Genomic DNA, 16,858 nt, shown 5'->3' on the forward strand with positions numbered 1-16,858 from the left:
GACCATGGACAGCCACAAACCGACACAACCTCCGGAGCAGTTGCTCGATGATCTGGAGTCGATCCACGACCTGCTCTACGAACGGAACGAGCCGCCCTTGCTGACCGAATCCTTCGAGCCGGACAACATTCCCCTGCTTTCCGACGTCGTCTCCCCCGGTACCGCACCGCGCGCGCCAGAGCCGCAGGCCGCAGCAGCCACCACGGCAGGGTTGGCGCCCGCCGAACAGGAGCGCCTGGACGACGAGTTGCGAGCGTCCGCCGAACTGATCCTGCAGGAAGTCATCGACGACTTCGCCCCGCAGATCGAAGCCGAACTGCGCCGCCGCCTGCAAGCCCGCCTGGGTCGCCTGCTCGGCCAACGCAACGGCTGATCCGGACGCGGCGGGCGCCCGCCGCGGCCCGCGGCCTTACCCCCGGGCTGCCATCCCCGCTATACTCCCGGACTTTCTTCGCATTTTCCCCAGCCATATTCAGCTTTGGTCCCCTTTCGCATGGACAAGACTTACCAGCCGCACGCCATCGAGACTTCCTGGTACGAGACCTGGGAGTCCAACGACTACTTCGCTCCGAGCGGCGAAGGCCAGCCCTACACCATCATGATCCCGCCGCCGAACGTGACCGGCAGCCTGCACATGGGCCATGGCTTCAACAACGCGATCATGGACGCGCTGATCCGCTACCGCCGCATGCAGGGCCGCAACACCCTGTGGCAGCCGGGCACCGATCACGCCGGCATCGCCACCCAGATGGTGGTCGAGCGCCAGCTCGGCGCCCAGGGCGTGAGCCGCCACGACCTCGGCCGGGAGAAGTTCCTGGAGAAAGTCTGGGAATGGAAGGAACAGTCCGGCGGCAACATCACCCGGCAGATTCGTCGCCTGGGCTCCTCGGTGGACTGGTCGCGCGAGCGCTTCACCATGGACGACGGCCTCTCCGAAGCGGTCAAGGAAGCCTTCGTGCGCCTGCATGAAGACGGCCTGATCTACCGCGGCAAACGCCTGGTGAACTGGGACACCAAGCTGCACACCGCGATTTCCGACCTGGAAGTGGAAAACCACGACGAGAAGGGCCACCTCTGGCACCTGCGCTACCCGCTGGTGAACGGCGCGAAGACCAGCGAAGGCCTGGATTACCTGGTGGTCGCCACCACCCGTCCGGAAACCCTGCTGGGCGACGCCGCGGTCGCGGTGCACCCGGAAGACGAGCGCTACGCCAAGCTGATCGGCCAGTTCGCCGAACTGCCGATCGTCGGCCGGCACATCCCGATCATCGCCGACGAGTACGTCGACCGCGAATTCGGCACCGGCTGCGTGAAGATCACCCCGGCCCACGACTTCAACGACTACGAAGTGGGCAAGCGCCACGACCTGCCGCTGATCAACATCTTCGACAAGAACGCCGCGGTGCTGGCCCAGGCCCAGGTGTTCCACCTCGACGGCAGCGTCAACCCGAACCTCGACCCCAGCCTGCCGCAGAGCTACGCCGGCATGGACCGCTTCGCCGCGCGCAAGGCCATCGTCGCCGAGTTCGAGGCCATGGGCTTGCTCGAGAAGGTCGACGACCACGCGCTGAAAGTACCGAAGGGCGACCGCTCCGGCACCGTCATCGAGCCCTGGCTGACCGACCAGTGGTACGTCAGCACCAAGCCGCTGGCCGAAGACGCCATCGCCGCCGTGGAAGACGGCCGTATCCAGTTCGTGCCCAAGCAGTACGAGAACATGTACTTCTCCTGGATGCGCGACATCCAGGACTGGTGCATCAGCCGCCAGCTCTGGTGGGGCCACCGCATCCCGGCCTGGTACGACGAGGCCGGCAACGTCTACGTCGGCCGCGACGAGGTCGAGGTGCGCACCAAGCACAAGCTCGGCAACGAGGTCGAGTTGCGCCAGGACGAAGACGTTCTCGACACCTGGTTCAGCTCCGGCCTGTGGACCTTCTCCACCCTCGGCTGGCCGCAGCAGACCGAGTTCCTCAAGACCTTCCACCCCACCGACGTACTGGTCACCGGCTTCGACATCATCTTCTTCTGGGTCGCGCGGATGATCATGCTCACCATGCACCTGGTGAAGAACCCCGACGGCACCCCGCAGATCCCGTTCAAGACCGTCTATGTCCACGGCCTGGTGCGCGACGGCCAGGGCCAGAAGATGTCCAAGTCCAAGGGCAACGTACTCGACCCGCTGGACATCGTCGACGGCATCGACCTCGATACCCTGCTGCAAAAGCGCACCAGCGGCATGATGCAGCCGAAGCTGGCGGAGAAAATCGCCAAGCAGACCCGCGCCGAATTCCCCGAAGGCATCGCCAGCTACGGCACCGACGCCCTGCGCTTCACCTTCTGCTCGCTGGCCTCCACCGGCCGCGACATCAAGTTCGACATGGGCCGCGTCGAAGGCTTCCGCAACTTCTGCAACAAGATCTGGAACGCCGCCAACTTCGTCATCGAGAACACCGATGGCCAGGACACCGGGGTCAACGGCGAGCCAGTCGAGCTGTCCTCGGTCGACCGCTGGATCATCTCCCAGTTGCAGCGCACCGAGCAGGAAGTCACCCGCCAGCTCGACGCCTTCCGCTTCGACCTGGCCGCCCAGGCCCTCTATGAGTTCATCTGGGACGAGTACTGCGCCTGGTACCTGGAGCTGGTCAAGCCGGTGCTGTGGGACGAGAACGCCCCCATCGAGCGCCAGCGCGGCACTCGTCGCACCCTGATCCGCGTGCTGGAGACGGCCCTGCGCCTGGCGCACCCGTTCATGCCGTTCATCACCGAGGAAATCTGGCAGCGCATCAAGGGCCAGGCCGGCAAGGAAGGTCCGACCCTGATGCTGCAACCCTGGCCGGTGGCCGACGAAGGCAGGATCGACGCCGCCGCCGAAGGCGACATCGAGTGGGTCAAGGCGCTGATGCTCGGCGTGCGGCAGATCCGCGGCGAGATGAACATCTCCATGGCCAAGCGCATCGACATCATCCTCAGGAACGCCTCGCCCAGCGACCACCGCCGCCTGGCCGACAACGAGCCGCTGCTGATGAAACTGGCCAAGCTGGAAAGCATCCGCGTGCTGGAAGCCGGCGAGGAAGCGCCGATGTCCGCCACCGCCCTGGTCGGCGACATGGAAGTATTGGTGCCGATGGCCGGCCTGATCGACAAGAGCGCCGAACTGGGGCGCCTGGACAAGGAGATCCAGCGCCTGGAAGGCGAGGTCAAGCGCGTCGGCGGCAAGCTGTCCAACGAAGGCTTCGTCGCCAATGCCCCGGCCGACGTGATCGAGAAGGAACGCGCCAAGCTCGCCGAGGCCGAACAGGCCCTGGCCAAGCTGGCCGAGCAACGGCAGAAGATCGCCGCGCTCTAACTCCAGCGCCCGCCTCCCAGAGGCGGGCGTTTTGCTTTCACTCGCTTAGAGGCATCGGTACTTCGCTGCGGAAACCGCAGACCTCGCACACCAACCGACGCCGGATCGGCCACAGCGGTACGTTGAGCAGCAGGATCCCAAGGAAGGCCAGGCGGCGGCCGTCCACCTTCCAGGCCACCTGGTCGCCGCCACAACGCAAGCACTGGAACTCGCTGCTGCCCTGCTCGGCCCGCAGCGCCTCGCTTTCATCGGTGGCCAGCAGCGCCACCGCGTCTTCGCGACAGACCATGGGCACTTGCAGGCGCACGCCGCCCAGTGCGTTGGAGTACAGCCACTGCATGTTGATGGTGTGCTCGTCGGCGACGAACGCCGGAATTCCAGCGGCCTCCAGGCGGGCGCGAGCGATCTGCGCCTCCAGGGGATGGGAAAAACGGCCGATGGTCGTGAGCATGTCGCCTCCTTTCGGTCACGGTCCGACGCCGACACCTTACCCGGATCACCCCCAGCGGTAATCCCACCGCAAGAAAAAACATCAAACCTGCTGACGACTTGCGCGAAAAATGCGATGTTTCGGCCACGCTGTACCCGCACCGCCCAATCAGAACAATTCGCTACAGCGCGCCAATACAATCAGGAGATCGCCGCATGATGCAGGCCTATAAGAATAAATGGTTGCCCCTCAGTGCCCTGGCCCTTGGCATGGCCCTGTCCTTCGGCGCCAACGCCGAAGAGCAGAAGTCGGTGGCCGTGACCGCCATCGTCGAGCACCCGGCGCTGGACGCCGCTCGCGACGGGGTCAAGGAGGCCCTCCAGGAGGCCGGCTACGAAGACGGCAAGAACCTCAAGTGGCAGTACCAGAGCGCCCAGGGCAACACCGGCACCGCCGCGCAGATCGCCCGCAAGTTCATCGGCGACAAGCCCGACGTGATCGTCGGCATCGCCACTCCGTCGGCCCAGGCGCTGGTGGCCGCGACCAAGAGCATCCCGATCGTCTTCAGCACCGTCACCGACCCGGTCGGCGCGCACCTGACGCCGAGCTGGGAAGCCTCCGGCACCAACGTCACCGGGGTTTCCGACATGCTCGCGCTGGACAAGCAGATCGAGCTGATCAAGAAAGTGGTGCCGGGCGCCAAGCGCATCGGCATGGTCTACAACCCGGGCGAAGCCAACTCCGTGGTGGTGGTCAAGGAGCTGAAGGAACTGCTGCCGAAGATGGGCCTGAGCCTGGTCGAAGCCTCGGCACCGCGTTCGGTGGACGTCAGCTCGGCGGCGCGCAGCCTGGTCGGCAAGGTCGACGCGATCTACACCAACACCGACAACAACGTGGTGTCCGCCTACGAGGCGCTGGTCAAGGTCGGCAACGACGCGAAGATCCCGCTGATCGCCTCCGACACCGACAGCGTCAAGCGCGGCGCCATCGCCGCCCTCGGCATTAACTACAAGGAGATGGGCAAGCAGACCGGCCGCATGGTGGTGCGCATCCTCAAGGGCGAGAAGCCGGGCGAGATCAAGCCGGAGACCAGCGACAACCTGCAGCTGTTCGTCAATCCCGGGGCCGCGCAGAAGCAAGGCGTGACCCTGTCCGACGAACTGCTCAAGTCGGCCGCGGAAGTCATCAAGTAAAAAAAGCGGCCGCCGGCCGCGGGCGTTCCGCCCGTGGCCGGACGGCACGATAATCCTGCCTTCACGCACTCGGTTACGAAGTCATGTCTCTGTTTTCCCTGTTCGGTGCCCTGGAGATCGGCCTGATCTTCAGCCTCGTGGCACTCGGCGTGTTCATCTCCTTCCGCCTGCTGCGCTTCCCCGACCTCACGGTGGACGGCAGCTTCCCGCTCGGCGGCGCGGTCTGCGCGACCCTCATCGCCCTTGGCTGGGACCCGTACAGCGCGACCCTGGCGGCCACCGCCGCCGGTGCACTGGCCGGGCTGGCCACCGGCCTGCTCAACGTCAAGCTGAAGATCATGGACCTGCTCGCCAGCATCCTGATGATGATCGCGCTCTACTCGATCAACCTGCGCATCATGGGCAAGCCCAACGTACCGCTGATCGCCGAGCCGACATTGTTCACCCTGCTGCAGCCGGAATGGCTCAGCGACTACGTGTTCCGCCCGCTGCTGCTGGTGTTCATCGTGATCGCCGCGAAGCTGCTGCTGGACTGGTTCTTCACCACCCAGAAAGGCCTGGCGATCCGCGCCACCGGCTCCAACCCGCGGATGGCCCGTGCCCAGGGGGTCAACACCGGCGGCATGATCCTGCTCGGCATGGCCATCTCCAACGCGCTGGTGGCGTTGGCCGGCGCGCTGTTCGCGCAGACCCAGGGCGGCGCCGATATCTCCATGGGTATCGGCACCATCGTCATCGGCCTGGCGGCGGTGATCGTCGGCGAGAGCATCCTGCCCTCGCGCCGGCTGATCCTGGCGACCCTCGCGGTGATCCTCGGTGCCATCGTCTACCGCTTCTTCATCGCCCTGGCGCTGAACAGCGATTTCATCGGCTTGCAGGCCCAGGACCTGAACCTGGTCACCGCGGTGCTGGTCACCGTCGCCCTGGTGATTCCGATGATGAAGAAACGCCTGCTCGGCAAGAAGGGAGCCTGACCATGCTCAGCGCGAAGAACCTGAAGATCACCTTCAACCCCGGCACCCCCATCGAGACCCGCGCCCTGCGCGGCCTGTCGCTGGACATCCCGGCCGGCCAGTTCGTCACCGTGATCGGCTCCAACGGCGCCGGCAAGTCGACCTTCCTCAACGCAGTCTCCGGCGACCTGCCGATCGACAGCGGGCAGATCCTGATCGACGACGAAGACGTCACCCGCAAGCCGGTCTGGGCCCGCGCCAACCGCGTCGCGCGGGTGTTCCAGGACCCCATGGCGGGTACCTGCGAGGACCTCACCATCGAGGAGAACATGGCCCTGGCGCAGCGTCGCGGTGCCGGTCGCGGCCTCGGCAGGGCGGTGCAGGCATCGATGCGCGACGGTTTCCGGGAAAGCCTGGCGACCCTCGGCCTCGGCCTGGAGAACCGCCTCGGCGACCGCATCGGCCTGCTCTCCGGCGGCCAGCGCCAGGCCGTCAGCCTGCTGATGGCGGCGCTGCAGCCGTCGCGTATCCTGTTGCTCGACGAACACACCGCGGCGCTCGACCCGCGCACCGCCGACTTCGTCCTGCATCTCACCGCACGGATCGTCGCCGAGAAGAAACTCACCACCATGATGGTCACCCACAGCATGCGCCAGGCGCTGGACGTGGGCGAGCGCACGGTGATGCTGCACCAGGGCCAGGTGGTGCTGGACGTCTCCGGCGAGCAACGCAAGGGCCTCGACGTACCGGACCTGCTGGCGATGTTCGAGAAGGTGCGCGGCGAGAAGCTCGCCGACGACGCCCTCCTCCTCGGCTGACAGGGCCGCTGCGCCTCTCCGCGGCGAAGCGGGGAGGCGCCGTCGACCTGCAGCAGATCAAGGCGCGATCCGCGTCCGTCTGCCACACTCGCAGGCATCCTCCCGCTCAGATGCCCGCATGAACCTCGAACTGCTCTGGGTGGTCGGCCTGCTCGCCACCACCGTCGCCCTCTTCATCCACAACCGCCTGCGCCTGGACGTGATCGCCCTGCTGGTGATCATGGCCTTCAGCGTCAGCGGAACCCTTACCCTCAACGAAGCCCTGGCCGGCTTCAGCGATCCCAGCGTGATACTGATCGCCGCGCTGTTCGTGATCGGCGAAGGCCTGGTGCGTACCGGGGTGGCCTACCAGGTCGGCGACTGGCTGATCGCCCGCGCCGGCAGCAGCGAAGCGCGCCTGCTGGTACTGCTGATGCTGGCGGTGGCCGGGTTGGGCTCAGTGATGAGTTCCACCGGGGTGGTGGCGATCTTCATCCCGGTGGTCCTGAGCATCGCCGCCAAGCTGAAGATCCCTCCGGGCCGGCTGATGATGCCGCTGGCCTTCGCCGGACTGATCAGCGGCATGATGACCCTGGTCGCCACGCCACCGAACATGGTGGTCAACAGCGAGCTGGCGCGCGAGGGTCATGCCGGCGTCGGCTTCTTCGCCTTCACCCCGATAGGCCTCATGGTGCTCGCCATCGGCGTGGCCTACATGCTGCTCACGCGCAACTGGCTGAACGCCGCCAGCCCGGCGGAAGTCGGCGCGCCGAAGGCACGGCGGACCCTGCGCGACCTGATCCGCGACTATCGCCTGGCCGGCCGCGAACGGCGCCTGCAGGTCCAGCTCGGCTCGCCGTTGATCGGCAGCACCCTGGAAGAACTGCAACTGCGCACCCGCCTGGGCGCCAACGTGGTCGGCCTGGAGCGGGTACGCAAGTTCCACAGCGAGGTGGTCAAGGTCGGCGGCAGCACCGAGCTGAAGGCGGGCGACGTGTTGCTGCTGGACGTCTTCGCCCCTCCGGAGGACATGGACCGGCGCTGCGCCGAGCTGAACCTGGTGCGCCTGCCGTTCCGCGCCAGCTACTTCATCGACCAGTCGCGGGAGGTCGGCATGGCCGAGGTGACTCTGCCGCCGGACTCCACCCTGCTCGGCAAGAGCGTCCTGGAACTGGGCTTCCGTTCGCAGTACGGGCTCAACGTGGTCGGCCTGCGTCGCGACCACGAAGCGCTCACCGACGGCATGCTGGAAGAGAAGCTGCGCCTGGGCGATACCCTGCTGGTGATCGGCGCCTGGAAGGCGATCCGCCAGTTGCAGGGACGCAACCGCGATTTCCTGGTGCTCAGCCTGCCGGCGGAGATCGACGAGGTGGCGCCGGCCCTGAGCAAGGCGCCGCACGCCCTGCTCAGCCTGGCCGTGATGGTGGCGCTGATGGTCAGCGGGGTGGTGCCCAACGTGGTCGCGGCACTGGTCGGCTGCCTGTTGATGGGCCTGTTCCGTTGCATCGACATGGACGGCGCCTACCGCGCCATCCATTGGCAAAGCCTGGTCCTGATCGTCGGCATGCTGCCCTTCGCCCTGGCCCTGCAGAAGACCGGCGGTATCGACCTGGTGGTCTCGCTGCTGGTCGACGCCCTCGGCGACGCCGGCCCGCGCGTGCTGCTGGCCAGCCTGTTCCTGCTCACCGCGGCCATCGGCCTGTTCATCTCCAACACCGCTACCGCGGTGCTGATGGCGCCGATCGCCATCGCCACCGCCAAGCAGATCGGCGCCTCGCCCTACCCCTTCGCCATGGTGGTGGCGGTGGCGGCCTCGGCAGCCTTCATGACGCCGATTTCCTCGCCGGTGAACACCCTGGTGCTGGGCCCTGGCCAATACCGCTTCGGCGACTTCGTCCGGATCGGCGTGCCATTTACCCTGCTGGTGATGTTCGTCTGCGTGCTGGTGATTCCGTGGCTGTTTCCATTGTGACCGGGCCAGGAGCGCGCCGCTCGGCAGAAACACTGGCCAGCCTCCGGCGGATGTGAATAATGCCCGCCTCGCCGTCACGGAAACCGAGAACATGCCCCGCCCGACCAGCCCGCATCCCGACGCCGAGCGCAAGAGCGCCAGCCCGCTGCACCCGCGCAATCGCCACCTGGGACGCTACGACTTCCCGCGCCTGATCGCCGGTAGCCCGGAACTGGAGCGCTTCGTCATCCTCAATCCGTACGGCAGGCAGAGCATCGACTTCGCCGATCCGGCGGCGGTGAAGGCCTTCAACCGCGCGCTGCTGCAACAGTTCTACGACGTACGCGAGTGGGATATCCCCGATGGCTACCTGTGCCCGCCCATCCCCGGTCGCGCCGACTACCTGCACTACCTGGCCGACCTGCTCGGCGCCAGCCACGATGGCCTGATTCCACGCGGTCCCGGCCTGCGTGCGCTGGACGTCGGAACCGGCGCCAACTGCATCTACCCGCTGCTCGGCCACCACGAATACGGCTGGCGCTTCGTCGGCGCCGACATCGACCCGCAATCGCTGGCCTCGGCCGCTGCGATCCTCGCCGCCAACCCACGCTTCGCCGCTGCCATCGAGTTGCGCCGGCAGCCTGATCGCAGGCAGATATTCCAGGGCCTGATCGGCGTCGATGAGCGCTTCGACATGACCCTCTGCAACCCGCCCTTCCACGCCTCGCTGGACGAAGCCACGCGTGGCAGCCGGCGCAAGTGGAAGAACCTCGGCAAGCTCGACCCGACCCGTACCCTGCCGCTACTGAACTTCGGCGGCCAGGGCGCCGAGCTGTACTGCGAGGGCGGCGAAGCGGCCTTCCTGGCCCGCATGGCCGAGGAAAGCCGGGCGTTCGCCACGCAGGTGTTCTGGTTCACCACCCTGGTATCCAAGGCGAGCAACCTGCCGAACCTCCAGGAGCGCCTGAAGACGTTGGGCGCCAGCGATATCCGCGTGGTGGACATGGCCCAGGGACAGAAGCAGAGCCGCTTCGTCGCCTGGACCTACCTCGACAAGAAGCAGCGCCGGGCCTGGCGCAAGGAGCGCTGGACAGCAGCCCTCCTGGAACCACTGGGCGAATAGCCAGCACGCCTCTCCACCCGGCTCCGCTGCCGAGCCAAGAATCGGACACCCCAAGGTGTCCGTTCGTGACGTCTTTCTTCTACGACCGGTCAGGCCAGATCGAGGCCACGCCTCCTCAGGCGTACATCCTGTTCCTGGACCTCGCCTGAACGTTCCGGTTTGCTTGCCAGGTCGAGAGCATCGAGCAGTCCCTGGCTATGGCCACTCTGCTCCCCCAGGGCCGCCTCTTCGAGGACCCGGCGGGTCACTCCCTGCTCATCGCTGGCGCTCAGCAGCACGCGCATGTCGGTCTCTTTGTTATAGAGAATCTCTTTTTCATTCTTGTAGTTCGATATCCCGCTGACATCGATTCCGGACCTGCCGAACACGGTGGATATCGTGCCCTGCCCGAAGCTCCTCGCGACACCGGGGTTCAGGGAGGTGGAGAGATAGCCGTCGTCGTGGCCAACCTTGCCCTCTTCCACCGCGTTGAAGGCATCCCCGCCACGGGTGCCACGGAAAGTCTTCACTACCTGTTCAGCCTGTCCGCTCTTCTCGAAGGCCGCGGACATACCTTGGTCGATCAGCTTTTGTCCCGCATCCAGCTCCTGCCCCTGACGCAGAGCGCGATTCAGGTCCGCGTAGTGAATGCCGGTGTAGAGACCAAGCGCCATCACTTCGGCGTCACTGTGGATGCCACCAGGCTGTCTGCCCAGGTACTTTTCCGCATCCGCCCCGAACCGCTTCACCAGGCCATCCGCCAGCGCCTTGTCGGCCGATACTCTGCTGACCTCGCTCTCTACCGCTTGGCGCAACAGTGCGACCTCGCTCATTACCTGATGCAACTGGTCGGTGATTTCGCGCCGCAGTTCCGGGCTTGCGTCGAGCACCAGTTGACTCGCGGCACCGCCGGTGGTGCCCCACTGCTGCAGCGCGATCCCGCCGATGCTCCGTTCGAGCAGGCGGCCAGCCTGGATACGGGACTCCTCGACCTGGCTGCCGGCACGAATGCCGGCCAAGGCGGTGCTCAGCGAACGCAGCGCCCCATCTCCGCTGGCCAGGCGGGAGTGCTCCCGGGCCAGTCCTTCCGGTGTCAGGGTCGCCAGCTCGCTCGCCTTGTCGAGTCCCTTCAAGGTCATGGGCAATGCCTGCTGCAGCACCATCTGCTTGAACACGACGGCCGAGGACATGACCGCAGGCTGCGCGTCCTGACTGGGCTGCGGCCCGGTGCGGGCGTGGGAGCCCAACAGTTTGCCCAGCCAGTCCATGATCGCCACGAAGGGACGCACGAGCGCCGCGCCCAGGCGAGCGAGCAGCCCCTCACCCTTCGGCGCGTCCTGGCGCTGGGCCAACTGCTGCGCTTCACTGGGGGTGGCGACCTGGCGGGCCTCAATCTGTCCCAAACGCCCACTGGCGGCCTGGTGCAATTCGACGGCGAAAGACGGACTCTGCTGAAGCGATTGAATATGCATGATGGTTGCCTTCTCCTGATGTTTCTCCGCCAGTCTAGGAACGGGAAACCCCATCGCCTATCAGGATTGGCCGCCGTTTTTTCACTGGAATCGGCAGCGGCAAAACCTAAAAAAAGAGAACCACGATTAACAGTCTCTCCGGGCTGGCACTGCTCTAATAGCCGCCTCCAGTGACTCGGAACACGCCATGAATCCACTCTACCGCGCCGCCATCCACCAGCTTTTTCTCGCTCTCGATCTCCCGACGCCCAACGACGAGGAGAGCGTACTCAGCCTGCAGGTGGGCCCGCATCTCTGCCATCTGGCAGAACATCCGACCGATCACCTGTTGATGTTCACCCGCCTGGAAGGACAAGGAGACGCTACGGCCAGCGAGCAGAACCTGTTCAGCCAGGACCCTTGCAAGCCGATCCTGGGCCGCGACCCCGAAAGCGGCGAACGGCTGCTCTGGAACCGCCAGCCCTTGCAGTTGCTGGACAGGGCCCAGATCCACCATCAACTCGAACAACTGGTCGCCGCCGCCGAAGAGCTGCGCTGAGCCCAGTCGGGCGAAAGGAGCCGATGCCGCAGGTTCTGCTTTCCTCGAAGAACCCCGGGGCTGAACTCCAGTGACCATGCCGAGCCAGCCGGAGCACCTGCCCTCGAGGCAGCCGGCTGCCACTGCCCGGGGGCAGTTCCAACTGCGTCAGCCCATGCAGCGCGTGCGAACAGAGGGGAGCCGAGGGACCGGGTGGCAGGAGCGAGATGCGACTTCGCGCTATCGACGGGCGTCCGGCTCGCTCCACTGTCGCCGTCCTCGCGTCCTGCTCCTCGTACCGGCAGTCCCCATCAGTTCCAGCGGACGTTGAGCACGAAGAAGTTCGCCAGCACCCAGACCACCAGCAGCAGGTGGGTCAGTTGCAATCCCTCCTGGCGGATCCAGTAGCCGAACCAGAGCCCGCCCAGCAGCATGCCGAAGAGCAAGCCGAGGGCCGCGCTCAGGACCAGGCTGAGCCAGGGCCGGGCCGCCTCCAGGCCGGCGCCGAACAGCAGTTCGCAACAACCGGTCCGGGCCGTGACGACGGCAGCGACCTACAGCGAACCGAGGCCGGGCGCAGGCGGAATCGAGCCGTTCGAGGGGCGCCAGCCTGGCGCCTCGCGGGCTCAGACCGACGGCGTCTCGAGGAACACCGGCAACCCCTCCGCATAATCCGAATAGCTTGCCAGTTCCGGGTATTCGCTGGCGGCGACCCGCTCCGCGACCACCAGTTGGCTGAAGCGCCAGGCCACCGCGACGGTCACCCCGACCAGCTCGATGCCACCGTCGCGTGCCAGCGGCTCCTGGCGCAGCGCTGCCTCCAGCCAGTCGTAGGCCGCCAGCAACTGCCCCTCCACCCGCTCCAGCCAGGGGCCGTGGCGGCGTTCCTCGGGACGCAGGTTCAGTTCGTAGTAGATCTGCACGGATTTCTCGCAGGCCACCAGCGCCGCGCCGATCAGACTCAACGCCCGTGCACGGGCCTGCGGCCGTTGCGGCAGCAGACTGCGTTCGCGGCCGGCCAGGCACTCCAGGTAATCGAGGATCAGGCTGGAGTCCATCAGCACGGTGCCATCGTCCAGCACCAGCGTGGGCGCCTTGACCATCGGGTTGAACAGGCTGAACGCCTGGAAATTGCGGAACACCGACAGCGGCCGGTGCTCGTAGGGCAGGTCCAGCAGGCGCAGGGCGATGGCGACCCGGCGCACAAAAGGCGAATCCAGCATACCGATCAGTTGCATCGCGGCATCCTTTGTCGATGATTAAGCGCCGCTAAGAGGGCGACGCCTGGGAAAATCACTCTAGTCGTTGCACAACGCGAAAAATATCGAGATAAATTCAGCGAATCCTTTAGAAAAACTTACATGAGCGACCTCCCTCCCCTCACCGCCCTGCGCAGCTTCGAAGCGGTCGCCCGGCTCGGCAGCATCAGCCAGGCCGCCAGCGAGCTGCACGTCACCCACTCAGCGATCAGCCAGCAGATCAAGCTGCTGGAAAACCTCCTCGGCCTGGCCCTGTTCGTCCGCGAGGGGCGCGGCCTGCGCCTGAGCGAGAACGGCCGGTTCTACGCCCTGCAGGTACGCGCCTCTCTGGGCGAGATCGCCGACGCCACGCGGGTGGTGCGGGCGCGTCCACGGGAGGGTGAGCTGGTGGTCACGGTGATGCCGTCCTTCGGCCTGAACTGGCTGCTGCCGCGCCTGCCGCGCTTTCGCGAGCGCCATCCGCACTGTCGCGTGCGGCTGGTGGCCAGTCTTGACGTGCAGAACCTGCGCCAGGGCCTGGCCGACCTCGGCGTACGCATCGGCAAGGGCGACTGGGAAGGGGGCGGTCGGGAACGCCTGTTCGACGACGAGTTGCTGATGGTCGCCGCGCCCGACTTCAACGGCGGCCGCCTGCCGCGCACGCCGAGCGAGATCGTCGCCTGCCCTACACTGCGCTCCACCGAATCCTGGGCGCTCTGGTGCCAGCGCGCCGGCGTGGCGGAACCGCAGCACGGACTGCTGATCAATGACTCGAACCTGCTGCTGGAAGCCGTGCGCCTGGGCCAGGGCATCGCCCTGGAGCGTCGCAGCCTGGTCGCCGGCGCCCTCGCCGAGGGCCGCCTGGTGCAACTGGGCGACATCCGCGTGCCCTACCCCTATCCCTACTGGCTGGTCTGGCCGCAGCGCGAGCCGCCGAGCGACCGCCACCAGGCCTTCGCCGACTGGCTGCGCGAGGAGGCCCGGCGCTACCAGGCCGAGCAACCGCCGCTCAGCGAATGAAGTTGCGGCTGATCTCGCGGAAGCGGTCGCTGCCGGCGCGTTCCATCCATTCGAAGGCGACCATCTCCCGCGACACGATCATCGCCCCGGCCTGGCGCATCCGCTCCACGGCCAGTGCCTTGTCGCTCGACCGCCGCGAGCCGATCGCCTCCTCCACGACGAACACTTCGCGACCACGGCCAAGCAGGTCGAGCACGGTCTGCAGCACGCAGACGTGCGCCTCGCTGCCGCAAACCACGAACTGCCGGCGGTCGCCGCCGGGCGCGCGCAGCAGGGCGCCATCGGCGGCGGCCGAGAAGTCCAGCTTCTCGAGGATCTGCGTGGCGTCCAGCTCATCGCGCAGCGCCGCCACCGTCGGCCCCAGGCCCTTGCTGTACTGCTCGCTGGCCAGCACCGGCACGTCCAGTGCGCGGGCCACGCGCAACAACCACTGGCTGTACTCGACCAGCGCCGGGCCGTCGTCGATGGCCGGCAGCAGGCGTTCCTGGATATCGACCACCAGCAGGGTCGAGGTTGCGGCGCGGATTAGCATGGCGTCCTCCTTCGGTTCGACGTCTCGGTTCGTCTGGCTTAGGCTTGCACGGCACGGGCGCCATGGACAGCGCGTCCTCCCACAACCCTAGCAGGAGCCTGCGATGAATATCAGCCTGCATTTCGAATCGCGCCTGCAGGCCAGCCCCGAACAGCTCTGGCGGTGGATCACCTCGGTGGACGGGATACTCCGCGAGATACGCCCGTTGCTGAGCATGAGCGTACCGCCCGGTATCCGCAGCCTCGAAGACCTGGAGGTAGTGCCCCGGCGCCCGCTGTTCCGCAGCCACATGCGCCTGTTCGGCTTGCTGCCGCTGGGCACTTCGCAACTGACCCTGCTGGAGCTGACGCCCGGCCACGGCTTCATCGAACAGTCGCCGATGACCGGCATGCGCCTCTGGCGCCACGAGCGACGCATCCTGCCGACACCGGGCGAGGCCGGGGAATGCCTGCTGGTCGACCAGTTGACCGTGCGCCCGCTATTCGCCACCGGACTGGTACGCTGGTTCCTCACCCGCATCTTCCGGCATCGCCACCGGGTGCTCTGCCGGCAGTTCCGCACGGACCGCCGGTGACCCTCGGCTACGCTGAGGAGTGCGCCCGCCCGCATCCGTCATACCCTTCTGGAGAGCAGCACAAGGACCGCTCATGAATCGCATCAAGCACCTGCTCAAGGACCTCGCCATCCTGATCCGCGCCAACCTCTGGCTGATCCCGGTGATCGCCGCCCTGGTCGCCGCGGTGTTCTATTTCGTCGCCCCGCCGCCGCCGATGAGCGCGACCATGGCCACCGGCGCCGAGGGCGGCGGCTACGCCGTGTTCGCCGGCAAGCTCCGGGAAAAGCTCAAGGAGCAGGGCTTCGAACTGAAGCTGGTGCCCAGCGCCGGCTCGCGCGACAACCTGGAGCGCCTGCTCGGCACCGGCGAGGTCGACATCGCCCTGGTCCAGAGCGGCCAGGAGCGCCAGCTCGAAGCCGGGCAGGCGCGCCAGTTGCAGACCCTCGGCGCGGTCTACCAGGAGCCGCTCTGGCTGTTCCACCGCAGCAACGTGCACATCGACCAGCTCAGCGACCTGCTGCACCTGCGCCTGGCCATCGGCAGCGACGGCAGCGGCACCCGCGCCGCCACCGAGGCGATCCTGCAGGCCAACGACATCGCCCCGGGACACTATCCGATCACCTGGGAAGCCCGCGGCGGCAACGCGGTGGTCGACGACCTGCTGGCCGGCAAGCTGGACGCGGCGTTCATCGTCGGCCCGGCGGAGAACCCGGCGATCCAGAAATTGGCCGACAACGACCAGCTTCGCCTGGTCAACTTCCGCCGCAGCGCCGCCTACGAGGCGCGCCTGCCGTTCCTCAAGCGGGTCGAGGTCGGCGAAGGCCTGCTCAACCTGCCGCGCAACGTGCCGGAACGAAACATCAGCACCCTGTCGCCGGTGGCCACCCTGGTGATCAACGAACGCTTCCACCCGGCGCTGATCCCGCTGGTGCTGGAAGCCGCGCGCGAGGTGATGAAGGACGGCAGCCTGCTCGACAAGCCCGGCGCCTTCCCCAGCGCCGAGCCGCGCACCCTGCGCCTGCACGAGGACGCCGAGCGCTACTACAAGAGCGGCCTGCCGCTGCTGCAGCGCTACCTGCCGTTCCGCATCGCCTCCCTGGCGGACCGCTACATCATCCTGCTGATCCCGTTCATCGCCATCCTCATCCCGCTGATGAAGTCCATCGGCCCGCTGTATCGCTGGCGCATCCGCGCGCGCATCTACCGCTGGTACCGCTACATCCGCGACATCGACCGCAAGCTCGACAGCGGTACCGACGCCGAGCAACTGAGAAGCGAGATCGAGCGGCTGGAGAAACTGGAGAGCGAGCTGAACACCGTGGAGGTGCCGCTCTCCTACTACCACGAGCTGTACGAGCTGCACCTGCACCTGAACTTCGTGATCAAGCGCCTGCACGGTCTGCAGGAACGCCAGGCGACGCAGGCAGAAGCCGGCAACCTCGGGTAAACTGGCCGATCCGCGGGCGCGCCAGCGGCGTGTCCCGCAGCGTCGCGGAAACCTGCGCGGCGCCGCCGATTACCTGAAAGGTCGAACCTGACATGCCGATCCATCACGCCATCGTCCACCTGATCGAGAAGAAGCCCGACGGCACCCCGGCCGTGCTCCACGCGCGCGACGCCGAGCTGGGCGACTCCCAGGCCATCGAGAACCTGCTGGCCGACCTCAACGAAAGCTACAACGCCAAGAACAAGGCCTGGGGCTTCTTCCAGGGCGAGTCCGGGGCCTACCCGTTCAGCGGCTGGCTCGGTGA

The 16,858-nt window shown here is 66.6% G+C and carries 16 protein-coding genes and 1 pseudogene; 12 read left to right on the forward strand and 5 right to left on the reverse strand.

Going from position 1 to position 16,858, the window contains the following annotated elements; translation table 11 throughout:
* Positions 1-4 precede the first annotated feature (4 nt).
* Both JHD77_RS14410 and JHD77_RS14415 read left to right on the forward strand, forming a co-directional pair.
* Entirely contained in the window at positions 5-373 is a 369-nt protein-coding gene (locus JHD77_RS14410; RefSeq protein WP_003112023.1) for a hypothetical protein, read from the forward strand.
* A 120-nt stretch (positions 374-493) separates the two neighbouring features.
* Positions 494-3,346 (forward strand): valine--tRNA ligase, encoded by a 2,853-nt coding sequence (locus JHD77_RS14415; RefSeq protein ID WP_031757029.1) that lies wholly within the window; start codon positions 494-496, stop codon positions 3,344-3,346.
* A 37-nt stretch (positions 3,347-3,383) separates the two neighbouring features.
* Here the strand turns inward: JHD77_RS14415 and JHD77_RS14420 are convergent, their stop codons facing one another.
* The gene (locus tag JHD77_RS14420) at positions 3,384-3,797 is read right to left on the reverse strand and encodes a putative signal transducing protein (protein WP_009876983.1); all 414 of its coding nucleotides are present in this window, start codon (positions 3,795-3,797) and stop codon (positions 3,384-3,386) included.
* Positions 3,798-3,991: 194 nt separating this feature from the next.
* On the opposite strand from JHD77_RS14420, the gene JHD77_RS14425 reads away from it, so the two are divergent.
* From JHD77_RS14425 to rlmF, 5 genes are all read left to right on the forward strand, one after another.
* Positions 3,992-4,969: an ABC transporter substrate-binding protein gene (locus tag JHD77_RS14425; protein ID WP_003092876.1), complete on the forward strand. Its 978-nt coding sequence runs from the start codon at positions 3,992-3,994 to the stop codon at positions 4,967-4,969.
* Positions 4,970-5,052: 83 nt separating this feature from the next.
* Positions 5,053-5,943 carry an ABC transporter permease gene (locus JHD77_RS14430; protein ID WP_003092881.1) on the forward strand — a complete coding sequence of 297 codons (891 nt, stop codon included), beginning with the start codon at positions 5,053-5,055 and terminating at the stop codon, positions 5,941-5,943.
* A 2-nt stretch (positions 5,944-5,945) separates the two neighbouring features.
* Positions 5,946-6,740 (forward strand): ABC transporter ATP-binding protein, encoded by a 795-nt coding sequence (locus JHD77_RS14435; protein ID WP_003092883.1) that lies wholly within the window; start codon positions 5,946-5,948, stop codon positions 6,738-6,740.
* Positions 6,741-6,858: 118 nt separating this feature from the next.
* Positions 6,859-8,691 carry an SLC13 family permease gene (locus JHD77_RS14440; protein ID WP_031757028.1) on the forward strand — a complete coding sequence of 611 codons (1,833 nt, stop codon included), beginning with the start codon at positions 6,859-6,861 and terminating at the stop codon, positions 8,689-8,691.
* Between the two features lie 91 nt (positions 8,692-8,782).
* Positions 8,783-9,793, forward strand: coding sequence for a 23S rRNA (adenine(1618)-N(6))-methyltransferase RlmF (gene rlmF, locus JHD77_RS14445; protein WP_023123487.1), 1,011 nt, complete (start codon positions 8,783-8,785; stop codon positions 9,791-9,793).
* An 89-nt stretch (positions 9,794-9,882) separates the two neighbouring features.
* Here the strand turns inward: rlmF and exoS are convergent, their stop codons facing one another.
* Positions 9,883-11,244: a T3SS effector bifunctional cytotoxin exoenzyme S gene (gene exoS, locus JHD77_RS14450; protein ID WP_031757026.1), complete on the reverse strand. Its 1,362-nt coding sequence runs from the start codon at positions 11,242-11,244 to the stop codon at positions 9,883-9,885.
* 187 nt (positions 11,245-11,431) lie between these two features.
* On the opposite strand from exoS, the gene JHD77_RS14455 reads away from it, so the two are divergent.
* Complete coding sequence (locus JHD77_RS14455) at positions 11,432-11,782, forward strand: CesT family type III secretion system chaperone (RefSeq protein ID WP_003111148.1); 351 nt, start codon at positions 11,432-11,434, stop codon at positions 11,780-11,782.
* Positions 11,783-12,072: 290 nt separating this feature from the next.
* On the opposite strand, the pseudogene JHD77_RS32860 reads toward JHD77_RS14455, so the two are convergent.
* Positions 12,073-12,312, reverse strand: a pseudogene (locus JHD77_RS32860) (DUF2165 family protein); the annotation flags it as partial.
* Between the two features lie 75 nt (positions 12,313-12,387).
* Positions 12,388-12,999, reverse strand: coding sequence for a glutathione S-transferase (locus JHD77_RS14465; protein WP_003119282.1), 612 nt, complete (start codon positions 12,997-12,999; stop codon positions 12,388-12,390).
* A gap of 123 nt (positions 13,000-13,122) precedes the next feature.
* On the opposite strand from JHD77_RS14465, the gene JHD77_RS14470 reads away from it, so the two are divergent.
* Entirely contained in the window at positions 13,123-14,019 is an 897-nt protein-coding gene (locus JHD77_RS14470) for a LysR substrate-binding domain-containing protein (RefSeq protein ID WP_129373570.1), read from the forward strand.
* Here the strand turns inward: JHD77_RS14470 and JHD77_RS14475 are convergent.
* Complete coding sequence (locus tag JHD77_RS14475) at positions 14,009-14,551, reverse strand: hydrolase (RefSeq protein WP_003092901.1); 543 nt, start codon at positions 14,549-14,551, stop codon at positions 14,009-14,011. The genes JHD77_RS14470 and JHD77_RS14475 overlap by 11 nt on opposite strands.
* Positions 14,552-14,654: 103 nt before the next feature.
* On the opposite strand from JHD77_RS14475, the gene JHD77_RS14480 reads away from it, so the two are divergent.
* The 3 genes from JHD77_RS14480 to JHD77_RS32350 all read left to right on the forward strand — a co-directional run.
* The gene (locus JHD77_RS14480; RefSeq protein WP_031757025.1) at positions 14,655-15,125 is read left to right on the forward strand and encodes a hypothetical protein; all 471 of its coding nucleotides are present in this window, start codon (positions 14,655-14,657) and stop codon (positions 15,123-15,125) included.
* A 73-nt stretch (positions 15,126-15,198) separates the two neighbouring features.
* Positions 15,199-16,554, forward strand: coding sequence for a TAXI family TRAP transporter solute-binding subunit (locus JHD77_RS14485; protein ID WP_003111143.1), 1,356 nt, complete (start codon positions 15,199-15,201; stop codon positions 16,552-16,554).
* A 92-nt stretch (positions 16,555-16,646) separates the two neighbouring features.
* The coding region (locus JHD77_RS32350; protein ID WP_033967522.1) for a nucleoid-associated protein at positions 16,647-16,858 on the forward strand (212 nt) is incomplete at its 3' end.

Origin of the sequence: Pseudomonas sp. P20 (assembly GCF_016463925.1) — a bacterium.
GTDB lineage: Bacteria > Pseudomonadota > Gammaproteobacteria > Pseudomonadales > Pseudomonadaceae > Pseudomonas > Pseudomonas aeruginosa.

Bases quoted from the DNA above. Each gene is read 5' to 3' on its own strand.
- JHD77_RS14480 (WP_031757025.1), top strand. From the start codon at position 14,655: ATGAATATCAGCCTGCATTTCGAATCGCGCCTGCAGGCCAGCCCCGAA.
- JHD77_RS14430 (WP_003092881.1), top strand. From the start codon at position 5,053: ATGTCTCTGTTTTCCCTGTTCGGTGCCCTGGAGATCGGCCTGATCTTC.
- JHD77_RS14435 (WP_003092883.1), top strand. From the start codon at position 5,946: ATGCTCAGCGCGAAGAACCTGAAGATCACCTTCAACCCCGGCACCCCC.
- JHD77_RS14475 (WP_003092901.1), bottom strand. From the start codon at position 14,551: ATGCTAATCCGCGCCGCAACCTCGACCCTGCTGGTGGTCGATATCCAG.
- JHD77_RS14485 (WP_003111143.1), top strand. From the start codon at position 15,199: ATGAATCGCATCAAGCACCTGCTCAAGGACCTCGCCATCCTGATCCGC.
- JHD77_RS14420 (WP_009876983.1), bottom strand. From the start codon at position 3,797: ATGCTCACGACCATCGGCCGTTTTTCCCATCCCCTGGAGGCGCAGATC.
- JHD77_RS14425 (WP_003092876.1), top strand. From the start codon at position 3,992: ATGATGCAGGCCTATAAGAATAAATGGTTGCCCCTCAGTGCCCTGGCC.
- JHD77_RS14465 (WP_003119282.1), bottom strand. From the start codon at position 12,999: ATGCAACTGATCGGTATGCTGGATTCGCCTTTTGTGCGCCGGGTCGCC.
- JHD77_RS14455 (WP_003111148.1), top strand. From the start codon at position 11,432: ATGAATCCACTCTACCGCGCCGCCATCCACCAGCTTTTTCTCGCTCTC.
- JHD77_RS14470 (WP_129373570.1), top strand. From the start codon at position 13,123: ATGAGCGACCTCCCTCCCCTCACCGCCCTGCGCAGCTTCGAAGCGGTC.
- JHD77_RS14440 (WP_031757028.1), top strand. From the start codon at position 6,859: ATGAACCTCGAACTGCTCTGGGTGGTCGGCCTGCTCGCCACCACCGTC.
- JHD77_RS14415 (WP_031757029.1), top strand. From the start codon at position 494: ATGGACAAGACTTACCAGCCGCACGCCATCGAGACTTCCTGGTACGAG.
- JHD77_RS14410 (WP_003112023.1), top strand. From the start codon at position 5: ATGGACAGCCACAAACCGACACAACCTCCGGAGCAGTTGCTCGATGAT.
- rlmF (WP_023123487.1), top strand. From the start codon at position 8,783: ATGCCCCGCCCGACCAGCCCGCATCCCGACGCCGAGCGCAAGAGCGCC.
- exoS (WP_031757026.1), bottom strand. From the start codon at position 11,244: ATGCATATTCAATCGCTTCAGCAGAGTCCGTCTTTCGCCGTCGAATTG.